At 66.2% G+C, this 26,371-nt stretch carries 23 protein-coding genes and 2 tRNA genes; 16 read left to right on the plus strand and 9 right to left on the minus strand.

Annotated features, from left to right (window positions below):
* Positions 1–90: 90 nt before the first annotated feature.
* On the minus strand, positions 91–1,266 hold the full coding sequence (locus LGM89_RS09210; protein WP_226272888.1) for an acyltransferase family protein: 1,176 nt from the start codon (positions 1,264–1,266) through the stop codon (positions 91–93).
* Positions 1,267–1,483: 217 nt separating this feature from the next.
* Here LGM89_RS09210 and LGM89_RS09215 point away from each other — a divergent pair, with 217 nt between their 5' ends.
* Complete coding sequence (locus LGM89_RS09215; protein ID WP_175967895.1) at positions 1,484–1,627, plus strand: hypothetical protein; 144 nt, start codon at positions 1,484–1,486, stop codon at positions 1,625–1,627.
* Between the two features lie 230 nt (positions 1,628–1,857).
* Complete coding sequence (gene galU, locus LGM89_RS09220) at positions 1,858–2,745, plus strand: UTP--glucose-1-phosphate uridylyltransferase GalU (RefSeq protein WP_011355704.1); 888 nt, start codon at positions 1,858–1,860, stop codon at positions 2,743–2,745.
* A gap of 388 nt (positions 2,746–3,133) precedes the next feature.
* Here galU and LGM89_RS09225 read toward each other — a convergent pair whose 3' ends face one another.
* Positions 3,134–4,252: an acyltransferase family protein gene (locus LGM89_RS09225; protein WP_089497345.1), complete on the minus strand. Its 1,119-nt coding sequence runs from the start codon at positions 4,250–4,252 to the stop codon at positions 3,134–3,136.
* 257 nt (positions 4,253–4,509) lie between these two features.
* On the opposite strand from LGM89_RS09225, the gene LGM89_RS09230 reads away from it, so the two are divergent.
* Together LGM89_RS09230 and LGM89_RS09235 are read left to right on the plus strand one after the other, a co-directional pair.
* On the plus strand, positions 4,510–4,959 hold the full coding sequence (locus LGM89_RS09230; RefSeq protein ID WP_011355701.1) for an HU family DNA-binding protein: 450 nt from the start codon (positions 4,510–4,512) through the stop codon (positions 4,957–4,959).
* A 278-nt stretch (positions 4,960–5,237) separates the two neighbouring features.
* On the plus strand, positions 5,238–6,029 hold the full coding sequence (locus tag LGM89_RS09235) for an AadA family aminoglycoside 3''-O-nucleotidyltransferase (protein ID WP_226272889.1): 792 nt from the start codon (positions 5,238–5,240) through the stop codon (positions 6,027–6,029).
* A gap of 152 nt (positions 6,030–6,181) precedes the next feature.
* Here the strand turns inward: LGM89_RS09235 and LGM89_RS09240 are convergent, their stop codons facing one another.
* From LGM89_RS09240 to LGM89_RS09250, 3 genes are all read right to left on the minus strand, one after another.
* Complete coding sequence (locus tag LGM89_RS09240; protein WP_089497343.1) at positions 6,182–6,655, minus strand: VOC family protein; 474 nt, start codon at positions 6,653–6,655, stop codon at positions 6,182–6,184.
* Positions 6,656–7,042: 387 nt separating this feature from the next.
* Entirely contained in the window at positions 7,043–8,200 is a 1,158-nt protein-coding gene (locus LGM89_RS09245; RefSeq protein WP_089457862.1) for a porin, read from the minus strand.
* 404 nt (positions 8,201–8,604) lie between these two features.
* Positions 8,605–9,552, minus strand: a complete 948-nt coding sequence (locus tag LGM89_RS09250) for a YihY/virulence factor BrkB family protein (RefSeq protein WP_226272890.1) — start codon at positions 9,550–9,552, stop codon at positions 8,605–8,607.
* A 142-nt stretch (positions 9,553–9,694) separates the two neighbouring features.
* On the opposite strand from LGM89_RS09250, the gene fdnG reads away from it, so the two are divergent.
* The 10 genes from fdnG to LGM89_RS09305 all read left to right on the plus strand — a co-directional run bounded on the left by fdnG (position 9,695) and on the right by LGM89_RS09305 (position 20,352).
* Complete coding sequence (gene fdnG, locus LGM89_RS09255) at positions 9,695–12,766, plus strand: formate dehydrogenase-N subunit alpha (RefSeq protein ID WP_226272891.1); 3,072 nt, start codon at positions 9,695–9,697, stop codon at positions 12,764–12,766.
* Positions 12,767–12,776: 10 nt separating this feature from the next.
* Positions 12,777–13,691 (plus strand): formate dehydrogenase subunit beta, encoded by a 915-nt coding sequence (gene fdxH, locus LGM89_RS09260; protein WP_166890531.1) that lies wholly within the window; start codon positions 12,777–12,779, stop codon positions 13,689–13,691.
* On the plus strand, positions 13,688–14,314 hold the full coding sequence (locus LGM89_RS09265; protein ID WP_011355693.1) for a formate dehydrogenase subunit gamma: 627 nt from the start codon (positions 13,688–13,690) through the stop codon (positions 14,312–14,314). The genes fdxH and LGM89_RS09265 overlap by 4 nt, the downstream gene beginning before the upstream one ends.
* 106 nt (positions 14,315–14,420) lie before the next feature.
* Positions 14,421–15,356 (plus strand): formate dehydrogenase accessory protein FdhE, encoded by a 936-nt coding sequence (gene fdhE / locus LGM89_RS09270; RefSeq protein WP_174971920.1) that lies wholly within the window; start codon positions 14,421–14,423, stop codon positions 15,354–15,356.
* A 76-nt stretch (positions 15,357–15,432) separates the two neighbouring features.
* Entirely contained in the window at positions 15,433–16,872 is a 1,440-nt protein-coding gene (gene selA, locus LGM89_RS09280; RefSeq protein WP_089427919.1) for an L-seryl-tRNA(Sec) selenium transferase, read from the plus strand.
* Positions 16,869–18,794, plus strand: a complete 1,926-nt coding sequence (selB, locus tag LGM89_RS09285) for a selenocysteine-specific translation elongation factor (RefSeq protein ID WP_226272892.1) — start codon at positions 16,869–16,871, stop codon at positions 18,792–18,794. Before selA ends, selB begins: the two co-directional genes overlap by 4 nt.
* 32 nt (positions 18,795–18,826) lie before the next feature.
* Positions 18,827–18,922, plus strand: a tRNA-Sec gene (locus LGM89_RS09290).
* 56 nt (positions 18,923–18,978) lie between these two features.
* Positions 18,979–19,734 (plus strand): Fic family protein, encoded by a 756-nt coding sequence (locus tag LGM89_RS09295; RefSeq protein WP_226272893.1) that lies wholly within the window; start codon positions 18,979–18,981, stop codon positions 19,732–19,734.
* 110 nt (positions 19,735–19,844) lie between these two features.
* A tRNA-Sec gene (locus tag LGM89_RS09300) sits at positions 19,845–19,940 on the plus strand.
* 199 nt (positions 19,941–20,139) lie between these two features.
* The gene (locus LGM89_RS09305) at positions 20,140–20,352 is read left to right on the plus strand and encodes a hypothetical protein (RefSeq protein ID WP_175239513.1); all 213 of its coding nucleotides are present in this window, start codon (positions 20,140–20,142) and stop codon (positions 20,350–20,352) included.
* Positions 20,353–20,429: 77 nt separating this feature from the next.
* On the opposite strand, the gene LGM89_RS09310 is transcribed toward LGM89_RS09305, so the two are convergent.
* The 3 genes from LGM89_RS09310 to LGM89_RS09320 form a co-directional block, all read right to left on the minus strand.
* On the minus strand, positions 20,430–20,855 hold the full coding sequence (locus tag LGM89_RS09310; RefSeq protein ID WP_226272894.1) for an NUDIX hydrolase: 426 nt from the start codon (positions 20,853–20,855) through the stop codon (positions 20,430–20,432).
* A 313-nt stretch (positions 20,856–21,168) separates the two neighbouring features.
* Positions 21,169–22,557: a nucleobase:cation symporter-2 family protein gene (locus LGM89_RS09315; protein ID WP_089474503.1), complete on the minus strand. Its 1,389-nt coding sequence runs from the start codon at positions 22,555–22,557 to the stop codon at positions 21,169–21,171.
* Between the two features lie 142 nt (positions 22,558–22,699).
* A complete protein-coding gene (locus tag LGM89_RS09320) occupies positions 22,700–23,656 on the minus strand; it encodes a LysR family transcriptional regulator (RefSeq protein WP_226272895.1) in 957 nt (318 codons plus the stop codon).
* 103 nt (positions 23,657–23,759) lie between these two features.
* Here LGM89_RS09320 and LGM89_RS09325 point away from each other — a divergent pair, with 103 nt between their 5' ends.
* Complete coding sequence (locus tag LGM89_RS09325; RefSeq protein ID WP_226203946.1) at positions 23,760–24,497, plus strand: SDR family oxidoreductase; 738 nt, start codon at positions 23,760–23,762, stop codon at positions 24,495–24,497.
* Positions 24,498–24,505: 8 nt separating this feature from the next.
* On the opposite strand, the gene LGM89_RS09330 is transcribed toward LGM89_RS09325, so the two are convergent.
* Positions 24,506–25,483: a LysR family transcriptional regulator gene (locus LGM89_RS09330; protein ID WP_226273019.1), complete on the minus strand. Its 978-nt coding sequence runs from the start codon at positions 25,481–25,483 to the stop codon at positions 24,506–24,508.
* Between the two features lie 133 nt (positions 25,484–25,616).
* Between LGM89_RS09330 and LGM89_RS09335 the strand changes: the two genes are divergently transcribed.
* Positions 25,617–26,333, plus strand: coding sequence for an SDR family oxidoreductase (locus LGM89_RS09335; RefSeq protein WP_089497332.1), 717 nt, complete (start codon positions 25,617–25,619; stop codon positions 26,331–26,333).
* Positions 26,334–26,371 lie beyond the last annotated feature (38 nt).

Below are 26,371 nucleotides of genomic sequence, written 5' to 3' on the forward strand. Positions count from 1 at the left end.
TCAACCCGGTATGCCGGCGCGCTCAGGCCATGAAAAAGCCCCCGCGCAGCGCACCGCCGCGCGAGGGCTCGGAAAGGCGTTCCGGCCGGATCAAACGGCCCGTTCGGGCGCCGGCGTCACGACCCGAGCGGGTCGAGCCGGCTTGAAGCTGGCCGACCACGTCATCGCGGGCCGTTCGAACATCCGGTAGAACACATACGCGACCGGGATCGCGGCGGCCATGAACGCGAATGACGGCCAGATCGACAGCTGCAGCTCGGAATGGAACAGCACCGAGCCGAGACAGACGAACAGCGGCAGGTGGATCAGGTACAGCGAGTAGCTGAAGTCGCCGAACCAGCTCAGCACGCGCAGCGGCGGCGTCGGGCGCGGCGGACGGGCGAGCGCGCGGTACAGGAAGCACGCGAAGCCGGCCGACCACAGCTGGAACGCGCCGTACTGGCCGAAATGGAACGCGCCGCAGCCGGCGGCCAGCAGCACGGCGGCCGCACCGTACCACGCGCGCGACGGCACGGCGGCCGCGCCGCGGGCCGGCTGCGCGCGCACGTCGGCGATCCACGCGCCGATCGTCCACGACAGCCAGTACGACGTGAAGAACTGCAGGTCGTGCCGTTCGAGCAGCCACGCCGACGCGACGTTGACGAGCGCGACCGCGGCCACGACCGCCGGCATGCCGATACGCCGGCGGATCGCGAACAGCAGCGGGTAGATCGCATAGAACTGCACTTCGAGTGACAGCGTCCACAGCGCGCCGTTCGACCCGTACGTGTAGCCGGCGACACCCTGCAGCGAGAACAGGTTCACGAGGAACGCGACGAGGCCGGCGTCGCGGATCTTGTGGCTGACGGGCTCGATCTGCAGGCTGACCGAGTCGAGTGCGAGCGTAAACAGCAGCGCGGCGAGCAGCACCGGGTAGATGCGCGCGAACCGGCGCACCCAGAAGTTCGGCGCGTCGAGCCGGTACGCGGGATCGGCCGCGAGCTTGAGCGCCGCGTTGCGATGGATGCAGTAGCCGCTGATCACGAAGAAGATCGGCACGCCGGCGGAGCCCCACGCGAACGGGAAGGTCAGGTAGCCGGCGATCGCGCTCGGGGTGAGCGCATGGCCGTAAGCGTGATGGAAGCTTTGCATGCCGACCCAGACGACCTGGCGGCAGTGGAAATAGGCGACGAGCAGCGCCGCGAAGCCGCGCATCGCGTCGATCACGTGTTCCTTGTGATCGGCGACGGGCGGCGCGGCCAGAGACGATCCGCTGAAAGCTTGCATGCGATTCGATTCCTTGCGACGGATGGACGGGAAGTTTCATCCAATCGTAATGCGCAAGAATTCGATCAATGAATAAAAAAATCTCACCGGGAAATATCGAAATTCCACATCATGGGTTTATCGCGTTCGGAAAGCGGTTCCGCGAGGCGGGTCAATTATTTACCGATTTTTTTCTGATAGTTTGAAGCTCCAGTTGATTGATGCAAGGAGCGGCAAGATGGACATGCATTGGATCGCGAGCGCTGCAGTACTGCTGGTCATGGCCATGCTGTCGGCGTACCGCGAGGCGCTGAAGAACGAACCGATTCGCCCGGGTCTCGAACGGGGCGGCGTGCCCTATATCGAGGAATTCGAATCGTAAGAATTTGTATCTGGAAAATCGGTAATTTGTTTCTGCCTCGGCACTCGGTTCGGCAATATCGACCGGGTTGAAAGGATTATATTTTTTCCGGAATCATTGGGCAATCAGTCCATATCGAAAATGAGCGGAGTCGAATTGGCAGCACCGTCGATTCTCGATATGCCGTTCGGAACACAATCGCGCCGGGTCGCGGGTCGACGCGGCGCAGTCAACGCAATCAGGATGCGAACATGTTGAAAGTCACCAAGGCCGTGTTCCCCGTCGCCGGTCTCGGCACGCGGTTCCTCCCGGCAACGAAGGCGAGCCCGAAGGAGATGTTGCCCGTCGTCGACAAGCCGCTGATCCAGTACGCGGTCGAGGAAGCGATCAACGCCGGTATCACCGAGATGATCTTCGTCACCGGGCGCAGCAAGCGCGCGATCGAGGATCACTTCGACAAGTCCTACGAGATCGAGGCCGAACTCGAGGCGCGCGGCAAGGAAAAGCTGCTCGAACTGGTGCGCGGCATCAAGCCGAGCCACGTGAACTGCTTCTACGTGCGCCAGCCGGAAGCGCTCGGCCTCGGCCACGCGGTGCTGTGCGCGGAGAAGCTGGTGCACGGCGAGCCGTTCGCGGTGATCCTCGCCGACGACCTGCTGCATGGCGAACAGCCGGTGCTGAAGCAGCTCGTCGACGTGTTCGACCACTATCACAGCTCGGTGATCGGGGTCGAGACGATCCCGCGCGAGGACAGCCGTTCGTACGGCGTCGTCGAAGGCCGCGAATGGGAAGAGGACATCATCAAGCTGTCGGGCATCATCGAGAAGCCGGCGCCCGAGGATGCGCCGTCGAATCTCGGCGTGGTCGGACGCTACGTGTTCATGCCGACGATCTTCGATCACCTGCGCAAGCTCAAGCCGGGCGCCGGCGGCGAACTGCAGCTGACCGACGCGGTCCAGTCGCTGCTCGCGAACGAGCAGGTGCTCGCGTATCGCTACTTCGGCACGCGCTTCGACTGCGGCAGCAAGATCGGCTATCTCAAGGCCACCGTCGAGCTCGCGCTCCAGCATCCGGAAGTGAGCCGCGAATTCGAGGCCTACCTGCGTACCTGTTTGCCCGCGCTGGCTGCTGTCGCCTAAGCAGCCGCGCGCTCCGTTGTTTCAGGTGGTGGTTGTTCCGTTGGCCCCGGCCGCTCGCGCGCCGGGGCTTTTTTGCGTGTGCGGATGCGCCACTGCGCCATGCGGGCCGTCGGGGTGCGAGTCGTGGCAGCTCGGCGTCAGGATCGGGGCTGCGTGTGGAGCGGGGCGCGCCGACGAGAACGGACGTCATGGCTGAAACCGGTGCCGCGACGGGCGCCCGGATCACCGGATCGGCGGCTCGATGGCGCGACGCGTATCGACGTTCGTGACCGCATCGGTTTTGCCGGCGCCGGTCGACGACGCGACGGCTCGAGCGTTGCGCGTCAGCGCCAGAGTGTGGCGTGAAGCACCGTTTCCCCGCTCAACCGTTGCCGCGTTCGTGCCGTGTTCAACGCGCCGACGTACTCGGCCGTGCGACGAAATACCGGGCCAGCATCGCGGCGACCGGCTTCTTGAAATCGAGCAGCCGCTTTTCCAGATAGCGCCACGACAGGTGCGCGAGCAGCACGGCGAGCGCGAACTGCAGCAGTTCGGGTAGCGTGTCGCGGACGATTTCAGGGATGGCCACGTGCCCGACGTGCGCCGGCAGCACGCCGAAGCGCGCCGGAATCAGGTTGTGGAACAGGTAGAAGCCGTAGCTGATCGTGCCGAGATAGGCGAGCGGCGCCCAGTCGAGCAAAGCGACGACCGGATGCTCGGGTTCGCTGACGATCCTCAGCAGCAGCGCGCCGAGCGATGCGGACAGGCCGAGATCCGCGAGCCCCGCGATCGCATCGGGCAGGGGCGTGCAGGCGGGCAGCACGAGGAAGAACACGACGCCGGCCGCGCCGAGCCAGCCGGGCGGAACGCGGCGCACGGCGGCCGTGCCGCGATCGGCGAGCGCCATCGCGCCGACGCCGCCGAGCGCGATCAGCGCGAAATTCCACGGGGAAAACGCATAGATCAGCACCGGCGACGCGTCGCACAGGTAGAGCGCGAGATGCGCGAGCGCGCCCAGTACGATGGCCCCGATGCCGAGCGCGACGTGTCGCGCGGCGGGCACCGCGAGCAGCGCGAGCGGCGCGATCAGGTAGAACTGCTGTTCAACCGCGAGGCTCCAGAAGTGCGACGTGGAGCCCGGCCAGCCGTCCTTGACGGCGCCGATCCAGTAATTCGACAGGAACACCGCGTGCCATGCGAGCCCGAGATTGACGCCGCGCTGGTAGAACAGCGCGTGCGCGATCGCGAGCGCGGCGAGCAGCAGGTAATAGACGGGAAAGATCCGCAGCGCGCGTTTCGCGAGGAACAGCGCGAGCGCGTGGCGGCGCGTCATGGTGCCGCGCTCGACCGCCTGGCGGTTGCGATGCAGCTCGCCGACGATCAGGAATCCGCTGATGAGGAAAAACGTCCACACGCCAAGCTTGCCGACGTCGACGGCAAGGACGTGGCCCTTGTGGGACAGGAAAACGAGGATGACGGCGAGGGCTCGCAGGCCGTCGAGTCCTTTGACGTATCTGGCTTCGCGCATGGAGGCATCCGGGCATTGAGCGAGCCCAGTATAGGTGCGCAAATATCGAACGTAATTCGCATTCGGGTGCCTACGTGAAGGCGTTTTTTGATGCTGGAGCGTCGATGAAATCGGTCGCATGCAAAAAAACCTGCGGGAAACCCCGTGAAAACGCATAAAAGTACTGCACGAAGCGTCAAGGCGCTTGTAGAATCCGGCGTTGAAGCGCGCGCGTTGCACGCTTCGTGTATCCAACGACCACACCTGGTAGGAGAAACATGGCGACTTCCGCAAAAAAGGTGGCCAAGAAGGCTGCCGCACCGGCCACCAAGAAAGTGGCTGCCAAAAAGGCTGCGCCCGCGAAGAAAGTAGTGGCCAAGAAGGTTGTCGCGAAGGCGGCACCGGCTGCTCCGACGCCGCTGAAGGACAAGTTCACGAAGGCATCGCTCGCAACGCACATCGCTGAGCGCGCAGCTGTCGAAGTGAAGGCTGTCAAGGCAGTGCTCGTCGCACTCGAGAACGTCGTGCTGGGCTCGGTCCACAAGAAGGGCGCGGGCGAGTTCACGCTGCCGGGTCTGCTGAAGATCACGGCGCAAGTCGTGCCGGCGAAGAAGAAGCGCTTCGGCAAGGATCCGTTCACGGGCGAAGAGCGTTGGTTCCCGGCGAAGCCGGCCAGCGTGCGCGTGAAGGCACGTGCGCTGAAGAAGCTGAAGGACGCGGCAGCGTAATGCTGCGCAGTGGCTGCCGAACGCATGTCGGCAGCCGCTGCGATGTCCGACGATCCCCGCACGCGAAAGCGTGCGGGGATTTTTATTGCGCTGCGCAAATCGCGCGGCAGCGAAGCAGTGAAATGGCGGAAGGTCCGGTTCGACGCGTGACGCACGACGGAAGACGCGCCGCGCACGCGCGATGACGAACGGCAATCCTCCGCGCGCTTGCAGCAGATCCGCCGCTGCCCGTCGCGCGCGCTGTGCCGGTAGCGTGCGCCTCGCGAGGCACGTGCATCGTGACTGAATGCATTCCCGACGAAATCGCAGCCCAGGTCACCGCCGCGTGCGACACGATCGAGCGGCATCTCGGCGCGACGCTCACGGCGCTTCACCTGTTCGGATCGGCGCTCGACGGCGGACTGAAGCCGCGCAGTGACATCGACCTGCTGGTGACGGTGTCGGCCCGGCCGGACGAGTCGACGCGGCACGCACTGATGCTCGACCTGCTGGCCGTGTCGGCGCCGCCTGGTCGCGCCGGCGGCATGCGCGCCCTGGAAGCGACCGTCGTCGCGCGCGATGCGGTCGTGCCGTGGCGTCATCCGGCGCGTCGTGAACTGCAGTTCGGCGAGTGGCTGCGTCACGAGCTCGAGGCCGGCATCGTCGAACCGGCGCGCGTCGATCACGATCTGGCGATCCTGTTGACGAAGGTGCGGCAACACAGTGTCGTGCTGGTTGGCGCGCCGGCGGCGGCGCTTTTCGAGCCAGTGCCCGCACGGGATTTTGTCGCCGCGCTGCTGGCGACGGTTGCGCAGTGGAACGCCGAACCGGACTGGCGCGGCGACGCGTGCAACGTGGTGCTCGCGCTCGCGCGCATCTGGTACAGCGCCGCGACCGGCAGGATCGCGCCGAAGGACGTCGCGGCGACATGGGTTCTGGAACGCTTGCCGCAAGCCTGCCGGCCGGTCGTCGCGGCGGCGCGTGCCGCCTATCTCGGCGGCGAGGAGGACGCGGCGATCCTGTCGGGCGAACCCCTTGCCGCATTCATCGGCTACGCGCGGCGAACGGTCGAATCGATGCTGTCGACGTAGCGGCGGATACCGCGCGCGTGCCCGGGGCTTGGGGCGACGCCGAGGAAGATCATCGGCACTGGCGCGGCAGTCGCACGCGCATGCGGTCGAGCCGGATGCCTGTCGGTGACCCGGCGCGTCATCGCGCATGCGCCGTGCGACGTGCTGCTTCGTCAGCCCGCCGTACCGGCGTAGGCGGCCTTCAATGCGGCGTCGTCGAGCTTGATCATCTGCATCATCGCGGCGGCCACGCGCGTGGCCTTGACCGTGTCCCGGTCGGACACCATCGGGATCAGCGTTTCCGGAACGATCTGCCACGACACGCCGTAGCGGTCTCTCAGCCAGCCGCAGGCGTCGGCCGTGCCGCCGTTGTCGAGCAGGGCATGCCAGTAGCGGTCGAGTTCCGCCTGGTCGGCGCAGCTGACCAGCAGCGAAATTGAATGGTTGAACGTATCGGTGCGCGGGTGGCTCATCGCGAAGAACGGTTGCCCGAACAGTTCGAACTCGACCATCCGCGTGCCGTCGGTGCCGGGCACCGTCGTGACGCGCACGACGCGCGAATCCGGAAAGATGCCGGCATAGAAGGCGGCGGCTTCTTCTGCTTGCGCCGCGTACCAGAGGAAAGGCGTGATCTTCTGAATCGTCATGGCGTATCTCCTGTGTGAATGGGGCGATGCGCGAACCGCGTGCCGCCATCGAGACGACGGATGACGATTGCCGAAATCGACACGCCTCGGCACATTGCGATCGCACCGGACGAGCGGTGCCGGCAGTGCGGATGGTAGTCGCTCGGCGGACGGATCGCGACCGGCGCGGCGCTTCGCAAACGGTGTTCCCGGCGCGTGGCAGCCGCCAGGCGCCGCTGCCGGCCGGCGGGCGTGGGTCGGGGCGCGGGTTCCGGTTCCCGGCCCGTGCGGGCGCTGCGGGCACGCGGGAGACGGACGAAAAAAAGCCAGTCGCGGCCGAAACCGGGACTGGCTTTCCAGGTCGGCGGCAAGGCGTCGGAGACGCCATGCACGCCGGAAACGTACTTCTTAGAACTTGTGACGCAGGCCGAGTGCGACCAGCTCTTGGGACTTCGTGCCGGCGATGCCGTACGAGCCGACCGAAGCTTGCGCTGCCGACGTCGTGCCATCCGCGTTGAGTTGCGTGCCGCTCGCGTGCTGGTAAGCGCCGACCAGGTAGATGTCCGTGCGCTTCGACAGCGAGTAGTCGCCGCCCAGCGAAACCTGATGGTACTTGGCGTTCGTGTTGCCGCTCGCCTTCGTGTACGAGTAGCCGAGGCCCAGCAGCAGCGGCGGCGTGACCTGATACGTCACGAACCCGCGGCCCGTGTTGTATTTTTCGGTCGAACCGAAGCCCGACGATGCGTCCGGCTTGTACTGTGCATTGCTGTAACCGAGGCCGAACGTCACCGGGCCGAATGCGTACTGGCCTGCCACTTGCGCGATGCCGATCGACTTCGCCGACACGTAACCCGCGTTGATCGGACCGTCGACGATATTGTCCGACGTCGTCGAACCCCAGCCCGCGCGCGCGCCGGCTGCCGGCGTCGGGTTGTTCGCGTAGAAGTAGCCAGCAGCAACGCCGACCGGGCCGTTGTTGTAAGCGGCCGCGACCGACCACGTTTGGCCGGCGCCCGTCTTGCCAGCGACACCGCCGAGGGCGTACATGCCTTCGACCTGGAAGCCGGCGAACACCGGCGACGTGTACTTGATTGCGTTGCTGACGCGCAGGCTGTTGTCGTTGTTGTCGACGTCGCCCGGCGTGGCGAACACGCTGCCGAAATAGTTGTCAGCCGTCACGCCCTGGACCAGGTCGACGATCGGATCGTATTGGCGGCCGAGCGTCAGCGTGCCGTACTGATCGCTTTGCAGGCCGACGAAAGCCTGGCGACCGAACATGCGCTTGCCTTGGCCCAGTGCGCCCGACGTCGAGTCGAAGCCGTTTTCCAACTGGAAGATCGCCTTCAGGCCGCCACCGAGGTCTTCTGCGCCCTTGAGGCCGAAGCGGCTGCCTTGCAGGTTGCCGCTACCCATCGACCACGCATTGTTACCTTGACCGTCGTTACCGTGAACATAGGTGATCGACGTGTCGATCACGCCGTACAGCGTCACGCTCGACTGGGCCTGTGCGGCACCAGCGGCGCCCAGCAGGGCGAGCGAGAGGGTCGAGAGAGCAAGTTTCTTCATCGTTGAATATCTCCACGCAAGTGATTCATCGTTATTTGTTGCGGATTGGAGAATAGCTCAGTGCCATCGACGCAAGAAAGCTTAAAAAATAAAGTGTCTCGAAAAGGTAACAGCGAGAAAAAGTCCATATATATCAAGCACATCAACGACTGTTTCTGTTTTTGAAAAAGTTGACAATTGCTGCGATGCGATTGTTTCGCTCGTTGATGCGCATCGCGGCAGGAAGCCTGTTTCGGCTCGTTCACGCACGGAAACTGAAGCGTGCAAACGTTTGCGGTTGCGGCAACGAATGCGCGGGCATGCAAAGAACATGTCAACGCCGCGCGAATGCGCGGCGGGCAGCGTGGTTGCAAAGCGGCGGACGGGTGTGCGGGGGCGTGCGGCGGCGTGGCGACAGCGGTGCGTCAGTCGTCGCGCATGCCGTCGGTGGGGCGATCGATGGCGCGATCGGCTTGAGCAGTAACGGCCGATGGGGTGGTCGCGGCGGGCCGATGCGCGTTGCCGCGGGCGGCCGCGAATTCCGCGCCGAGCAGCAGCACGATCGCGGAGAAGTACAGCCACATCAGCAGGACCGCGAACGATCCCGCTGCACCGAATGCACTTGCGGTGCCAGCATGCGCGAGGTACAGCGCGAACAGCTTCTTGCCGCCGGAGAACAGGATCGCGGACACGATGCCGCCGATCGCGGCGTCACGCCAGGCGACGCGCGCATCGGGCAGGAACTTCATCAGCGACGCGAACGCGCCCGCGAGCACCGCGATCCCGACGAAGAACTGCACGAGGTTCGTGACGATCACGTACGGCGAATTGCCCAGCAGCCAGGTGCCGACGAACGTGATCGCGGTGTCGAGCACGAGCGACACGATCAGCAGGAACGCGACGCCGAGCACGAGCCCGAACGAGATCAGCCGCACGCGCACGAGCCCGAGCATGCTCGACCAGCGGTTCTCGGTGGCCGGCCAGATCACGCTGAGCGCGGCGCTGAGCGACGCGAAGGTGGCCGACGCGCCGATCGCGAGCGCGGCGAACGAGATCAGGGTGGCCAGGCCGCCGCGCTCGCCCGCGCGGTGCGCGTTCTGCACGATCGTCTGGATGCTGGCCGCCGCGTCGTCGCCGATCAGTTGGTGGGCCTGTTCGAACACCTGGCCGCGCGCGGCATCGTCGCCGTAGAACCAGCCGGCCACGGCAATCACCATCACGAGCATCGGCGCGAGCGAGAACGCGGAGAAAAAGGCGATGCCCGCGGCCATCGCGGAGCAGCGGTCGGACGAGAAGCGCTTGAACGCGGTGAGGGCCCAGTTGGCCTGTTCTTGCGCGAGACGGGTGGCTTCGGAGGTGATCTGTCGTTTCATGACGGTTCGGTGGCGCGGGGAACGCGGATCATCGTTGGTAATCAGACAATTCAGTATTGATCCGAGGATTCGAACATAGTTGCGCGAACTGTCTATAATTCCTTTCAGTTTCCTCACCCCCACAATAACGCCGAGACCAGCCATGCTACAAATGTCCCGGCGCCAGTTCCTGAAGGTGACGGCTACGTCGCTTGCCGGATCGAGTCTAGCCCTGATGGGCTTCTCTCCGTCCGAAGCGCTTGCCGAAGTCCGACAGTACAAGCTGGCGCGCACCGTCGAAACGCGCAACACCTGTCCTTACTGTTCAGTGGGTTGCGGCATCCTGATGTACAGCCTCGGAGACGGCGCGAAAAACGCCCAGCCGAGCATCATCCACATCGAAGGCGATCCCGACCATCCCGTCAATCGCGGCACGCTGTGCCCGAAGGGCGCGAGCCTGATCGACTTCATCCACAGCCCGAACCGCCTGACGCACCCGGAGTATCGGGCGCCCGGCTCGGACAAGTGGGAACCGATTTCGTGGAATGACGCGCTCGACCGCATCGCGAAGCTGATGAAGGCCGACCGCGACGCGAACTTCGTCGAGACGGCGGAAGACGGCTCCAAGGTCAACCGCTGGCTGACCACCGGCATGCTGGCCGCGTCGGCAGGCAGCAACGAGGTCGGCTACCTGACGCACAAGACCATCCGCAGTCTCGGGATGCTCGCATTCGACAATCAGGCGCGTGTCTGACATGGCCCGACGGTGGCAGGTCTTGCCCCGACGTTTGGCCGTGGAGCGATGACGAACCATTGGGTCGACATCAAGAACGCGGACGTGATTCTCGTGATGGGCGGCAATGCAGCCGAGGCCCATCCGTGCGGTTTCAAGTGGGTAACGGAGGCGAAGGCGCACCGCAAGGCGCGGCTGATCGTCGTCGACCCGCGCTTCACGCGTACGGCCTCGGTGGCCGACTACTACGCGCCGATCCGCACCGGCACCGACATCGTCTTCCTGGGCGGCGTCATCAACTATCTGCTGACGAACGACAAGATCCAGCATGAGTACGTGAAGAACTACACGGACTTCTCGTTCATCGTGCGCGAGGATTTCGCGTTCAACGACGGCATCTATTCCGGCTACGATCCGGAGAAGCACGCGTACCCGGACAAATCGAGCTGGGACTACGAGCGCGGCGACGACGGTTTCGTGAAGGTCGACCCGACGCTGCAGCATCCGCGTTGCGTGTACAACCTGCTGAAGCAGCACTACGCGCGCTATACGCCGGACATGGTCCAGCAGACGTGCGGCACGCCGAAGGAGAAATTCCTGAAGGTGTGCGAGATGCTCGCGACCACGGCCGTTCCCGGCCGCGCCGGCACGGTGCTGTACGCGCTCGGCTGGACCCACCACTCGATCGGCGCGCAGATCATCCGCACCGGCGCGATGGTGCAGTTGCTGCTCGGCAACATCGGCATCGCCGGCGGCGGGATGAACGCGCTGCGCGGCCACTCGAACATCCAGGGGTTGACCGACCTCGGGCTGATGTCGAACCTGCTGCCGGGCTACATGACGCTGCCGATGCAGGCCGAGCAGGACTTCGACGGCTACATCAAGAAGCGCGTGCAGCTGCCGCTGCGGCCGAACCAGTTGAGCTACTGGAAGAACTACAAGGCCTTCCACGTGAGCTTCATGAAGTCGTGGTGGGGCGATGCGGCGACCGCCGAGAACAACTGGGGCTACGACTACCTGCCGAAGCTGGACAAGCAGTACGACCTGCTGCAGGTGATCGAGCTGATGAATGCCGGCAAGATGAACGGATACATCTGCCAGGGCTTCAACCCGCTTGCGGCGTCGCCGTCGAAGGTGAAGACGGCGGCCGGGCTCGCGAAGCTGAAGTGGCTCGTGATCATGGACCCGCTCGCGACCGAAACCTCCGAGTTCTGGAAGCATCACGGCGACTACAACGACGTCGATTCGTCGAAGATCCAGACCGAGGTGTTCCGTCTGCCGACCACGTGCTTCGCGGAGGAAAACGGTTCGCTCGTGAGTTCGAGCCGCGTGCTGCAATGGCACTGGAAGGGCGCGGAGCCGCCGGGCGAGGCGAAGAGCGACCTCGAGATCATGTCGGGGCTGTTCCTGCGCATGCGCAAGATGTACCAGACGGACGGCGGCAAGTATCCGGATCCGATCGTCAACCTGACCTGGCCGTACGCGAACCCGGAAAGCCCGACGCCCGAAGAGCTCGCGATGGAGTTCAACGGCAAGGCGCTCGCCGATCTGCCCGATCCGAAGGATCCGACCAAGACGCTCGTGAAGAAGGGCGAGCAGCTGGCCGCGTTCGCGCAGTTGAAGGACGACGGCACGACCGCGAGCGGCTGCTGGATCTTCTGCGGTGCCTGGACGCAGGCCGGCAACCAGATGGGGCGGCGCGACAACGCCGACCCGACCGGCATCGGCCAGACGCTGAACTGGGCGTGGGCGTGGCCGGCGAACCGGCGGATCCTGTACAACCGTGCGTCGTGCGACGTTGCCGGCAAGCCGTTCGACCCGACCCGCAAGCTGATCGGCTGGAACGGCAGCGCGTGGAAGGGGGCCGACATTCCCGACTTCAAGGCGGACGAAGCGCCCGAAAACGGGATGGGGCCGTTCATCATGAACCCGGAAGGTGTCGCACGCTTCTTCGCCCGGGCGGGGATGAACGAAGGTCCGTTCCCCGAGCACTACGAGCCGTTCGAGACGCCGCTCGACGCGAACCCGCTGCACCCGAACAACCCGCAGGCGCTGAACAACCCGGCTGCCCGCGTGTTCCCGGACGACCGCGCGTCGTTCGGCAAGGTGGCGGACTTCCCGCACGTGGCGACGACGTACCGGCTCACCGAGCACTTCCACTACTGGACCAAGCATGCGCGGCTGAACTCGATCATCCAGCCCGAGCAATTCGTCGAGATCGGCGAAGACCTCGCGAAGGAAGTCGGCGTCGCGCATGGCGAGCGCGTGAAGGTGTCGTCCAAGCGCGGCTACATCATCGCGGTCGCCCTCGTCACGAAGCGGATCAAACCGCTGACGGTCGACGGCAAGAAGGTCCAGACGGTCGGCGTCCCGTTGCACTGGGGCTTCAAGGGTCTGACGAAGCCCGGCTATCTCGCCAATACCCTGACTCCGTCCGTGGGTGACGGCAACTCCTATACACCGGAATTCAAGTCGTTCCTGGTGAAGGTCGAAAAGGCGTAAGGGGAACGAGATGGCATTGCAATCGCTGGATATCAAGCGCGTCTCGGCCACCACGACGCCACCGCCCACGGTGCGCGAACCGGTGACCGGGAGTGTCGCGAAGCTGATCGACGTATCGAAGTGCATCGGCTGCAAGGCATGCCAGACGGCATGCATGGAGTGGAACGACCTGCGTGACGAGGTCGGCACCAACGTCGGCGTGTACGACAACCCGGCCGACCTGACCGAGCATTCGTGGACGGTCATGCGGTTCTCCGAATACGAGAACCCGGCCGGCGACCTCGAGTGGCTGATCCGCAAGGACGGCTGCATGCACTGCGAGGATCCGGGCTGCCTGAAGGCGTGTCCGTCGCCGGGCGCGATCGTGCAGTACAACAACGGGATCGTCGATTTCCACGAGGAGAACTGCATCGGTTGCGGCTATTGCGTGACCGGCTGCCCGTTCAACGTTCCGCGGATCTCGAAGAAGGATCATCGCGCATACAAGTGCACGCTCTGTTCCGACCGCGTCGCGGTCGGCCAGGAACCGGCCTGCGTGAAGACCTGCCCGACGGGCGCGATCGTGTTCGGTACCAAGGAGGACATGAAGCAGCACGCGGCCGAGCGGATCGAGGACCTGAAGGAGCGCGGCTTCGAGCATGCGGGGCTGTACGACCCGCAGGGCGTCGGCGGCACGCACGTGATGTACGTGCTGCACCATGCGGACAAGCCGTCGCTGTACCACGGGCTGCCCGACAATCCGTCGATCAGCCCGATGGTGAAGCTGTGGAAGGGCATCGCGAAGCCGCTCGCGGTGGCCGGCCTCGCGCTGACCGCGCTTGCCGGGTTCTTCCACTATGTCCGGGTCGGTCCGAACGAGGTGAGCGACGAAGAGGAACAGGCCGCGCGCGACGAGGCGCGACGCATCAAGGAGGACGCGAAATGAACCACGACGACCCCAACCTGATCGTCCGCTACTCGGCGAACGAGCGCACGAACCACTGGATCACCGCGATCACGTTCGTGCTGCTCGCGCTGTCCGGGCTCGCGCTGTTTCATCCGTCGATGTTCTGGCTGACCGCGCTGTTCGGCGGCGGCCAGTGGACGCGGATCCTGCATCCGTTCGTCGGCCTCGTGATGTTCGTGTCGTTCGCGATCCTGGTGGTGCGCTTCTGGCACCACAACGCGCTCGACGCGGACGATCGCCAGTGGCTCAAGCAGATCGGCGACGTGCTGACCAACCAGGAAGACAAGCTGCCGCCGGTCGGGCGCTATAACGCCGGGCAGAAGCTGCTATTCTTTACGTTGGTCGCGTGCCTGCTGCTGCTCCTGCTGTCGGGAGTCGTGATCTGGCGGCGCTACTTCTCGTTCTACTTCCCGATCGGGGTGATCCGCGCGGCCGCGGTCGTGCATGCCGTGGCGGCCTTCGTGCTGATCGCGAGCATCATCGTGCACATTTACGCGGCGTTGTGGGTGAAGGGCTCGATCGGCGCGATGGTGCGCGGCACCGTCACGCTGGGCTGGGCTCGCAAGCATCACCCGAAGTGGTTCCGTGAAAGCGTGAAATAACGCACCGGAGCGGGGCGGCTCGCCGATCGCGGTGGCCGCTCCGTCAGCCGTCGGAACCGCCTGAAGCGCCGACTTGTCGGCGCTTGTTTATTTGGAAGACATATCTGTGACACAACGCATCCTCGAACCGACCGAGATCTCGACCCTCGATCATTCGGCCATCCCGCGCTTTCGCCTGCCGGAGCGCGCCACCGCGTTCTCGGCGCGCGCCGCGCGGCTGCGCAAGCTGGCCGACCTGAACCCGATCAGCGGCTACCTGCGGCTGATGGCCACCGTCGCCGATGCGCAGCACGCGACGTTGCAAACGCTCGAACTGCCGCTGCCGTCGAAGGAAGCGATCGCGCGTGCGCAGGAGCATTCGATGCCGCTCGTGCCGGCGCTAGACGGCGAGCGCGATCCGCGCTGGCGTGCCGTGCTGTACGAACTGCTCGACCGCGTCGAAGGCGCCGGGCTCGTCAACCCGCAGCTCGCGAAGCTGCTCGACCGGCTGCGCCTGATGGCGCCCGCCGAACTCGACGCGCAAGCCGACGCGATTCTCGCGCTGCGTTTCGCCGAAGTCGACCCGGCTATCGCGCCGTTCCTGATGGCCGCGCTGCAGGTCGTGTGGACGGACCTCGCCAGCCGCGTTCCGCCGGCCGACGTTCCGTATCTCGATCAGCCGGGGCTGTGCCCCGTGTGCGGCACGCATCCGGTCGCGAGCGTCGTGCGGGTCGGCGGCCAGTACCAGGGCTACCGTTTCCTGCAATGCGGGCTGTGCACGACCGAGTGGCACATGGTGCGCACGAAGTGCTCGCACTGCGATTCGACGAAAGGCATCGCCTATCACGGGATCGAGGGCGGCAGCGAAGCCGTTAAGGCCGAATCGTGCGACGAGTGCAAGACCTATCGCAAGATCGGCTATCAGGACAAGGACTACGAGTTCGAGCCGCTGGCGGACGATCTCGCGAGCCTCACGCTCGACCTGCTGATGAACGAAGCCGGCTACCAGCGCAGTTCACCGAACCCGCTGCTGTGGCCGGATGTCTCGCGGGACGCGAATTGACGGCACGGGCCGGCGGGACGGTGCGCGAGCACCGGCGCCGGCCCGCTGCGAAGCATGAGACTGGAGCCACAACGACGTGACCGAACCGGGTGTGAATGAACTGAATGCGGTACTGGCGCGCGTGCCGTCCGTCGAGCGCGTGCTGTCGTCGGCGCCGCTGCAACCGCTCATCGCGGACTACGGCCGCACGCGCGTGCTGAACGCCGTGCGTGCCGAGCTCGAACGCTGGCGTACCGCCGCGCAACACGATCCGGCGGCGGCCGAGCCGCTCGACGAGCCGCGCATCGCCGCGGCCGTCGCGCGCACGCTGGCCGCGCAGAGCGCGGGCGCGGTGCGCGCCGTGTTCAACCTGACCGGCACCGTGCTGCACACGAACCTCGGGCGCGCACTGTTGCCCGACGACGCGGTGCGCGCGGTGGTCGACGTGCTGACACGGCCGGTCAACCTCGAATTCGATCTCGCCACGGGCCGCCGCGGCGATCGCGACGACCTGATCGACGATCTGCTGTGCGAACTGACGGGCGCGGAAGCCGCGACCGTCGTCAACAACAACGCGGCGGCCGTGCTGCTGGCGCTGTCGGCGCTGGCGACGAAACGGGAAGTCGTGGTGTCGCGCGGCGAGCTGGTGGAGATCGGCGGCGCATTCCGCATTCCCGACATCATGAGCCGCGCGGGCGCCAGGCTGCGCGAGGTCGGCACCACCAACCGCACCCATCTGCGCGATTACGCGGAGGCCATCGGCCCGCGTACCGCGCTGCTGATGAAGGTGCATTGCAGCAACTATGCGATCAGCGGCTTCACGAAGGAGGCGACGCTCGCCGAACTCGCGCCGCTCGCGCGCGAGCATGGGCTGCCGGTGGCCGTCGATCTCGGCAGCGGCACGCTCGCCGACCTGTCGCAATGGGGCCTGCCGCACGAGACGACCGTGCAGGAAACCGTCGCCGCCGGCGCAAACGTTGTCACGTTCAGCGGCGACAAGCTGCTCGGCGGGCCGCAGGCCGGCCTGATCGTCGGCGACCGCGCGCTGATCGCGAAGATCAAGAAACATCCGCTCAAGCGCGCGCTGCGCGTCGGCAAGCTGACGCTCGCGGCGCTCGAGCCGGTGCTGCGCCTCTACCAGTCACCCGAGTTCCTGCGTGACCGGCTCACCACGCTGCGGCTGCTGACGCGCCCGCAGCGCGAGATCGCCGAGGCCGCCGAGCGCGTGCGTCCGGCGCTGCAGGCCGCGCTCGGCAGCGGTTTCGACGTGACGGTCGAGCCGATGTTCAGCCAGATCGGCAGCGGCGCGCTGCCGGTCGACCAGTTGCCGAGCGCCGGGCTCGTCGTACGCACGGCGGACGGCAAGCGCGGCGGCCGTGCACTGGCGCAGCTCGAGAAACGGCTGCGCGAATGGCCGCGCCCGGTGATCGGCCGCGTCGCCGACAATGCGCTGCGGCTCGACCTGCGCTGCCTCGAAGCCGCCGACGAGGCGGTGTTCGTCGCGCAATGCGTGCCGCTCGCGGGGCCTGCTGCATGATCGTCGGTACCGCGGGACACATCGACCACGGCAAGACGACGCTGGTGCGCGCGCTGACGGGCGTCGATACCGATCGCCTGAAGGAAGAGAAGGCGCGCGGCATCTCGATCGAGCTCGGTTACGCGTATACGCCGCTCGACAACGGCGACGTGCTCGGCCTGATCGACGTGCCGGGCCACGAGAAGCTGATTCATACGATGGCGGCCGGCGCATGCGGGATCGACTTCGCGCTGCTCGTGATTGCCGCCGACGACGGCGTGATGCCGCAGACGCGCGAGCATCTCGCGATCCTGCAACTGCTCGGCGTCACGCATGGCGCCGTCGCGCTGACGAAGTGCGATCGCGTCGATGCCGCACGCGTGGCCGAAGTGCGCGACGAGATCGCCACGTGGCTGAACGACTCGACGCTGGCCGGCGTGCCGATTTTCGAAACGCGCGCGACGGCTGCGGACGATCCGGGCGTCGCCGCGTTGAAGCGTTATCTGGCGGACGCGGCGATCGCGTGGCGTGCGCGCCGCGACGACGGGCTGTTCCGGCTCGCGGTCGATCGCGTGTTCACGCTCGCGGGGCAGGGTACCGTCGTGACGGGCACCGCGTTCGCGGGCCGCGTCGCGACCGGCGACACGCTCGCGATCGTGCGCACGGGCGGCGCGGCGCGCGTGCGCAGCATCCACGCGCAGAACCGGCCGGTCGAGGCCGGCCGCGCGGGCGAGCGTTGCGCGCTGAATCTGGCCGGGGTCGACAAGGCCGATGTCGAGCGAGGCGACACCGTCGCCGATGCGCGGCTCGTCGCGACGTCGCCGCGTCTCGACGTCGAGCTGACGCTGCTCGCGGATGCGGGGCTCACGCTGACGCACTGGGCGCCGCTGCACGTGCATCTCGGCACGTTGCATCGCGTCGCGCATGTCGCGCTGCTCGACGGCGATACGCTCGCGGCCGGCCAGCGGATGCGCGTGCAACTGGTGTTCGACGAACCGGTGTTTGCGCTGCCGGGCGACCGGTTCATCGTCCGCAATCCGCAGGCGACGCGCACGGTCGGCGGCGGCCGCGTACTCGATCCGTTCGGGCCGGCGCGCAAGCGTCGTACGCCTGCGCGCCGCGCATGGCTCGACGCGCTGGCCGAATGGCTCGACGCGGGCCGCCTCGATGCGCTGCTCGCGCAGGCGCCGCTCGGCATCCCGCGCGCGATGCTCACGCATCTGACGGGTTTTGCGCCGAATGCGCTGGCCTTGCCGGAAGACGCGCTGGCGATCGGGCCGCGCGACGCCGCGTCGAACGACGGCGCGGTGATTGCCCAGGCGCACTGGCGCGCACTGCAGACGCGGGCGATCGATACGCTGCGCGCGTATCACGAGCGCATGCCCGACGAGCAGGGGCTCGACGCCGCGCGGTTGCGGCGGATGGCCGCGCCGCTCGCCGGCGATGCGCTGTGGCGCGCGCTCGTCGATGCGCTGGTGGCCGGCGGCGAAGTCGCGCGAAGCGGGCCGTGGCTGCATCTGCCGTCGCATGCGGTGAGCCTCGAGCCGCGCGAGGAGGCGCTGGCGCAGCAACTGCTGCCGCTGATTCATGCGGGGCGCTTCGACCCGCCGTGGGTGCGCGACCTGGCCCGCGACACGGGCGCGGCCGAGGACGCGGTGCGCGCGTTGTTGCGCAAGCTCGCGCGGCGCGGTGACGTGCACCAGGTCGTGCGCGACCTGTTCTATCACGCGAGCGTGGTGCGCGAGCTGGCGGAACTGGTCGCGCATCTCGCGCCGTCGCGCGAGGGCGGGCTCGATGCCGCGACGTTCCGCGATGCGACGGGGCTCGGCCGCAAGCGCGCGATCCAGATTCTCGAGTTCTTCGACCGGGTTGGGTATACTCGCTTCCACCGCGATCTTCACCTCCTGCGGCCTGACAGCGGTTGGGCGGGTATTCAGGCGTAGGCGCTCGTTGTTCTTTGGGTTCTTTTCCCCACGGAAGGCATTCGTATCCGGTGGTACGGCTGGACTTCAAATCCAGTTGGGGGTGTCAGACACTCCCGGGTAGGTTCGACTCCTGCTGCCTTCCGCCATTCGCCATTCCCGACACTGAGTAAAGTGGCGCGCATTGGTCGATTTTGGTGATTTCATGGATTCGTCCGTATCGCTTCTGCTGGAAGCCGTCGATGCCGACAAGGCAAAGCTGGACGCGGCGCGTCCGCTTCCGCCGCATACGCAGGCGTCATTGCGCGAAAAGCTGATGCTGGAGTGGACTTATCATTCGAATGCGATCGAAGGCAACACGCTGGCCTTGCGGGAAACGAAGGTCGTACTCGAAGGCATTACGGTCGGCGGAAAGTCGCTGCGCGAGCATTTCGAGGCCACCAATCATCGCGACGCGATTCTCCATGTCGAAGAAATCGTCGGCAAGCAGGAAACGCTGTCCGAATGGCAGATCGGAAATATTCACGGGCTGTTATCGAAGGGGATCGACGACGGTGAGGCTGGCAGGTATCGCCGGGAGAACGTCGTGATCGCAGGCGCAAGCACGACGCCCCCGGATTTCCTGCATTTGCCGGCTGAAATGGCCGCGCTCATCGATTGGGATACGCAGGCGGGCGCGATGCATCCGGTGGCACGGGCCGCCGAACTGCATACGCGGTTCGTGAAGATCCATCCGTTTGTCGACGGCAATGGAAGAACGGGGCGGCTGCTCCTGAATTTCGAACTGATGAAGTCCGGCTATCCGCCAGCGGTCATTCGCAAGGAAGACCGGCTGGCTTACTACGATACGCTGGACGAGGCGTGCACGACCGGCGACTACAGCGGCATCACGCGCCTGGTGGCCGAGTCAGTGCAGCGCTCGCTCGACGCCTACCTCGGCGTGCTTGGATTGCGCACGTAGCGGGCCATTCCGAACGCCTGTCAGGCTGGTTCGATCACTGAGGCGTCCTGTCTGGGCCGGTTACGTCCACTCCGGTAAATGTGCCGTCTGCCAGGTGTTCTTCCCCCCACGGAAGGCATTCGTATCCGGTGGTACGGCTGGACTTCAAATCCAGTTGGGGGTGTCAGACACTCCCCGGTAGGTTCGACTCCTGCTGCCTTCCGCCACCCCGTATTTCTTGTCGACCCGACGCGCTTCAATTAACGTGCAATTGCACGACAGCACCGGCGATTGCAATCGCCAAAACTTGATCGGGAAAAGCACTAAAAGTTTGCGATTTTTTTCCGGGCTATAGTTGAATCACTGAAGGTAGACGCGGCGTCCCTTGCCGATACCGTTCAGGTAATGACTGTAGACGGGTGCTGTATGAAAAATAAAATCGACAAGACCGCCGGACCGATCTGGGGCGTGGCTGCAGGACTGCTTCTTGCTGTTGCAGGATTGAGTCTCGGCATTTTCCCGACGTCCCTGCAAAGCTCGGGAAGCGCGAACGACTTCATGGCGTCCGGTATTGCGATGCTCGGCATCTTCCTGGTCGTCTATGCCACACACGAGTTGCGAAGAAGGCGTCCGCACTGAGCGCTCACGCGCTGGTGATCCACACAGGATGATCCGGGCCGGTTTGCCGGCTCGCGAATACGCACGTCCGTCGCGGGCTATGTCTTGCTGATTTCGTGTTGGTAAACGAGTTCGACGATGCGCTTCGTCGGAATGCTGGCGCGCAACCCGTCGACGCTGTCGATCGGAAACCACTTGCATTTCTCGATCTCGTTGTTCGCTTGCGGCGTCTGGTCCGGGCCGACTTCCGCGAAGAACACGTGATGGATCTTCGCGAGGCCGGTGAACTGCATCGAGTAGACGAGATGCTGGCCGGTCATGCCGGTTTCTTCGGATAACTCGCGATGTGCGGCTTCGAGCGGCGTTTCCCCGCGCTTGATCGTGCCGCCGGGAAGGGCCCAGCGCGACGCCGCACGGGCAACGAGCAAGACTTTCTCGCCGCGGTAGCAGACGACGGTCGCACGTTCCTTGACCGGGACGGTGCTCGCTTCTGGGGCGTTGGTGGGGGCGGGGGTTTGAGGCATGAAGCAATTCTAACCATCGCGGATCGATCGGCAAAGCGGGTCTGACGTGGTTTGACGATCGATCGTCACCGTCGCGTCTCCGGTCAGGCCGCCGCTGCGTTTCGCAGATTCGAATCCGTGCCCGGCCGGCGCCCGGTCGTCCGCGCCAAGGGGCGGGACGATGGCATGAAGTGCGCGATGGGCTCGCCCTTCGCTTCGAATCGGGCGACGTTATCCCTCGATGCGGGACACACTCGTCCGCCATGAAAAAAAGCCGCGCGCCCGATGCACCGGAAGCGCGGCTTGAGGGGGACGCCGGTCAGGCGTCGCGCCGTTACTTCTTTTCCGGCAGGAACCAGTTCATCACGAGCGCGCAGATGCCGCCCGTTGCCACGCCCGATTCCAGCACGTTCTTCAGCGCGTGCGGCAGGCTGTTGAGGATGTCCGGCACTTGCGACACGCCGAGGCCGAGCGCGAGCGACACCGCGATGATCAGCAGTGCGCGACGATCGAGATGAACGCCCGCGAGGATGTTGATGCCCGATGCGGCCACCGCGCCGAACATCACCATCGCCGCGCCGCCGAGCACGGGCTCCGGCACGGCCTGCAGCACGCCGGCGACGACCGGGAACAGGCCGAGCACCACGAGCATCCCCGCGATCCAGATGCCGACGTAGCGGCTGGCGACGCCGGTGATCTGGATCACGCCGTTGTTCTGCGCGAACACCGAGCTCGGGAACGTGTTGAACACGCCGGCCAGCAGCGAGTTCGCGCCGTTCACGAGCACGCCGCCCTTGATCCGTTGCATCCACACCGGGCCTTCGACCGGCTCGTTCGAGATCTTGCTGGTGGCCGTGACGTCGCCGATCGCCTCGAGCGACGTGACGAGGTAGATGATCAGCATCGGCACGAACAGCGCCCATGAGAAGCCGATGCCGAAGTGCAGCGGCGTCGGGACCTGGAACAGCGCGGCCTGGTGCATGCCGGTGAAATCGAGGCGGCCGAGGAACGCGGCCGCGAGATAGCCGATCACGAGCGCGATGACGAGCGCGGTGCTGCGCACCCACACGATCGGCACGCGGTTCAGCAGGATGATCGTGCCGAGCACGAGGCCGGACAGCGTCAGGTTCTCCGCGCTCGCGAAGGTGCCCTTGGCCATCGCGCCAAAGCCGCCGCCCATGCTGATCAGGCCGACCTTGATCAGCGTGAGGCCGATCAGCAGCACGACGATGCCGGTGACGAGCGGCGTGATCAGGCGCTTCACGAACGGCAGGATGCGCGACACGCCCATCTCGACGAACGACCCGGCCATCACGACGCCGAAGATCGCGGCCATCACGGTCTCGACCGGCGTGCCTTGCTTGACCATCAGGCTGCCGCCGGCGATCAGCGGGCCGACGAAGTTGAAGCTCGTGCCCTGGACGATCAGCAGGCCGGCGCCCAGCGGGCCGAAGCGCTTGCACTGGACGAAGGTGGCGATGCCGGAAATCACCAGCGACATCGACACGATCAGGGTCGTATCGCGGCTGGACACGCCGAGCGCCTGGCAGATCAGCAGGCCGGGCGTGACGATCGGCACGATGATCGCCAGCAGGTGCTGCAGCGCGGCGACGAAGGCGACCATCGGCGCCGGCCGGTCGTTCGGGCCGTAGACGAGGTCGCGGGCCGAATCTGCGGCGTCGGCGCCGTGGGCGGCGGGTTGGGCGGGGGAGGCGGGTTGCATGGCGAGCGGGCCGGACGAGGTGGAAAGTGCGGCATTTTAGCCGAACGGCCCGCCGGCGCCGCTGCAATAGCGGGGATTCGGCGGAGCGGGAAAACGGTGGCGGATCGACGCCCGGGCCGGCCGTGGCCGCGGCGAGCGTCGATTAGCGGGCCTGCCGCAATGCGGGCGCGGTTGGGGTACGGGTCGGGGCGGTGATCGCATGGAACCCGGGCAGCCCGGGAATCCGCTGCTCCATGAACTGCAGGAACGTGCGGGTCCGCAGCGGCAGATACCGGCGCGACGCATAGACGAGGTGCAGCGCATGCGGCGGCACCATGTCCCACTTCGGCAGCAACCGGACGAGCTGGCCGCTGTCGATCAGGTCCTGAACGAGCCACGCGGGCCCGCTGCCCACCGCGTTTCCGGCAAGAAAACATTCCCGCAGCGCCATCGAGCTGTTCACGCGATACCGGCCGCGCACCGGAACGACGACTTGCTCGCTGCCGCGCGCGAAGGCCAGTTCGTTGCCGATGTCCGCGCGCGCGTAGCCGACATACTCGTGCTTCGCGAGGTCGTCCGGCCGGCGGAGCTTCGGCGCCCGCGCCACGTACGCCGGCGTGGCGACCAGCAGGCGCGGCGACGACGCGATGTGGCGCGCCACGGCATCCGGCGGCAGCAGCTGGCCGAGGCGAATGGCGACATCGACGCTTTCTTCGACGAGGTCGATCACGCGGTCGGTCAATTGGAGTTCGACCTCGATCTCCGGCCACGCGGCGAGGAATTCGAGCACGAGCGCGTTCAGTCTCAGTTCGCCCAGCCCCAGCGGCGCATTGACGACCAGCTTGCCGACCGGCCGCACCGTTTGCCCGCGCACCTCGGCCACCGCGCTCGCGTATTCGTCGATCACGCGCTTGCAGCGATCGTAGAACCGGCGGCCTTCGTCGGTGGGCGCGAGGCTCGTGGTCGAGCGTTCGAGCAGGCGAACGCCCAGTTCCTTCTCGAATGCGGCGACGATCTTGCTGATCGTCGGCTGGCCGGTGCCTTCCTCCCGCGCGACCGCCGAGAAATTGCCAAGCTCGATCACGCGGACGAATACGCGCATGGATCGCAGCGAATCCATCTCATTCCTTTATGGCATGACCCTTATTCAAGTCTCCCATATTCCTGCGCAATGGAGAATGACCTAACGTTCGCGAATCTTCAATCCCTGATGAGGCGTCGACATGAACGAGGCAACGCAATCTTCGGCACTGGACGGTGCGCAGGTCGTGGTATTCGGCGGGAGTTCCGGCATCGGCCTCGAGGCGGCGGCCGCCGCGAAGGCGAAAGGCGCCAGCGTCACGCTGGTCGGCCGGACCCGCGCGAAGCTCGAATCCGCCGCGCAGGCGATCGGCGGCGCACGCGTCGCGGTGGCCGACATCGCGGACCGGCTGGCAGTGGAGGCCGTGTTCGACACGATCACGCGCGTCGATCACCTGGTCGTCACGGCCGGCCGGTTCATTGCCGGCAAGCTGAACGAGACCGATCCCGATCACCTGCTCGCCGCGTGGCAGGAGCGTATCGCCGGGCCGGTCTACGCGATCCGCGCCGCATTGCCGCTGATGCCCGAGAGCGGCTCGATCGTGCTGACCGGCGGGCAACTGTCGGATCGTCCGGCCGCGCAGGGCGTTTCCGTCATTGCCGCCGCCGTGCGCGGGGTCGAGGCACTGGCGCAGTCGCTCGCGCTGGAACTGAAGCCCATTCGCGTGAACGTGGTTGCGCCCGGTTTCGTCGAGACGCCGCTTTACGACGCGTTCGGTGCGGAAGCGCGCGATGCGATCCTCGCGGGCGCGGCGGCGGCATTGCCCGGCGGCCGTGTCGGGCGCGCCGATGAAGTGGGGGAAGCGATCGCGTTCCTGCTGGGCAACGGCTTCATGAATGGCGAGATCCTGCACATCGACGGCGGCGGGCGGCTGGTCTGAGCCGCGCGTCAGCCTGCCGCGCGCGTGCCGGTGCGACGTGCCGGCGGGCGCGGCGCGCGGCCCTCCGGATACGCTCGCTGGCAGACGGCGATGACCGCATCGCGCAAGCGACGGTGCACGGGGTCGCCGTGCATGCGTGGATGCCACAGCGCGGACACGAGGATCTCGGGCAGGCGCACCGGGATCTCGAAGCTGCGAAGCCCGAGCGCCTCCGTGAGGCCCGGCGAGAACGCGTTGCCGAGGCTCGAGCGCGGCACGAGCGCGATCAGGTCGGTGCTGGCCGCGACCCGCATCGCATCGGGGTAGCCCGGTACGACGACGTGCACGGAGTGGCTTGGGCCGGCCTTGTCGGTCGAGTCGCCAGCCGGACCGCCGAAATCGCCCAACTGCGACGCGATCACGTGACGGCAGGCCGCATAGCGCGCGGGCGTGATCCGGCCCGATGCGAACAGCGGGTGCCCGGCGCGCGCCACGGCGACGTGCCAGTCGTGAAACAGCATGCGGGTGTGCAACTCGGGGGCATCGTCGCCGCGCTTGCCGATTTCCAGGTCGACGGTGCCGTCGCGCAACGCTTGCGGATCGCGGTCGGGCTTCGGGACGAAGCGGACGCGCACCTGCGGCGCGATTTCGCCGAGTGCGGCGACCACCGGGCCGGACAGCATTTCCATGAACGAGGCGGCCGCACGGAGGGTGAACGTGGAAGTGTGCGTCGCCATGTCGACGTCGGCCGTCGCCGGCCGCAGCACCGCGCGCGCATCGCTGGCGATCGCGTGTACGCGGTCGCGCAACGCGGCGGCGTGTGGCGTCGGCACGAGCTTGCGCCCGGCGCGCACGAGCAGCTGATCGCCGGTGGCCATCCGCAACCGTGTGAGCGTGCGGCTCATGGCCGATGTGCTCAGGCCGAGCCGGCGCGCGGCGCCGGTCACGCTGCCTTCCGACAGCAGCACGTCGAGCGCGGTGACGAGATTCAGGTCGATGTCTTCCATGGCGACAGGATACGCCTCCGTGCGATTTGACATGGCGTGCGATGCAACTACAAGTTGAATCTGGTGCGTCTGGCGCCTGTCGTGGTGCGCACCTATAGTGGCTGCATGACGAAACCCGGCAAAGGCGGAAACCATGCAATCAACAGTATCGAACGCGAATGTGCCTACGATCCTGCTCGTCGCGGCCTCGCGCGGCCTCGGGCTCGCGATGGCGGAGACGTTCCTGGACAAAGGCTGGCACGTAACGGGCACCGTGCGCGCAGGATCGGGGCGCACGAAGCTGCACGACCTCGCCGACCGGTTCGACGGCCGGCTCGACATCGAGACGCTCGACATCTGCGAACCGGTGCAACTGGCCGTGCTGCGCGAGCGGCTGTCGGGTCGGCGCTTCGACATGCTGTTCGTGAACGCGGGCACGACGAACGAGCCCACCGAAACGATCGGCGAAGTGACGACCGACGAGTTCGTGCGCGTGATGATCACGAATGCGCTGGCGCCGATGCGCGTGATCGAGACGCTGCAGGATCTCGTGACCGACGATGGCCTGATCGGTGCGATGTCGTCGGGGCAGGGCAGCGTCGCGAACAACGTCAGCGGGATGCGCGAGGTCTATCGCGGCAGCAAGGCCGCGCTGAACCAGTTCATGCGCAGCTTCGCGGTGCGCCAGGCCGATACGCGGCGTGCAATGGTGCTGATGGCGCCCGGCTGGGTCCGCACGGAACTCGGTGGGCCCGATGCGCGCCTGACGATCGAGGAAAGCGTGCCGAGTCTCGTCGACGTGCTGATCGCCAAGCATGGGCGCCCGGGGCTCGAGTATCTCGACTATCTGGGGCGGACGGTGCCGTGGTAGTCGGCGCGTCGCACGAGTAGAGGCCGATGGCGATCGGC

It is taken from the genome of Burkholderia sp. AU31624 (genome assembly GCF_020420065.1).
GTDB lineage: Bacteria > Pseudomonadota > Gammaproteobacteria > Burkholderiales > Burkholderiaceae > Burkholderia.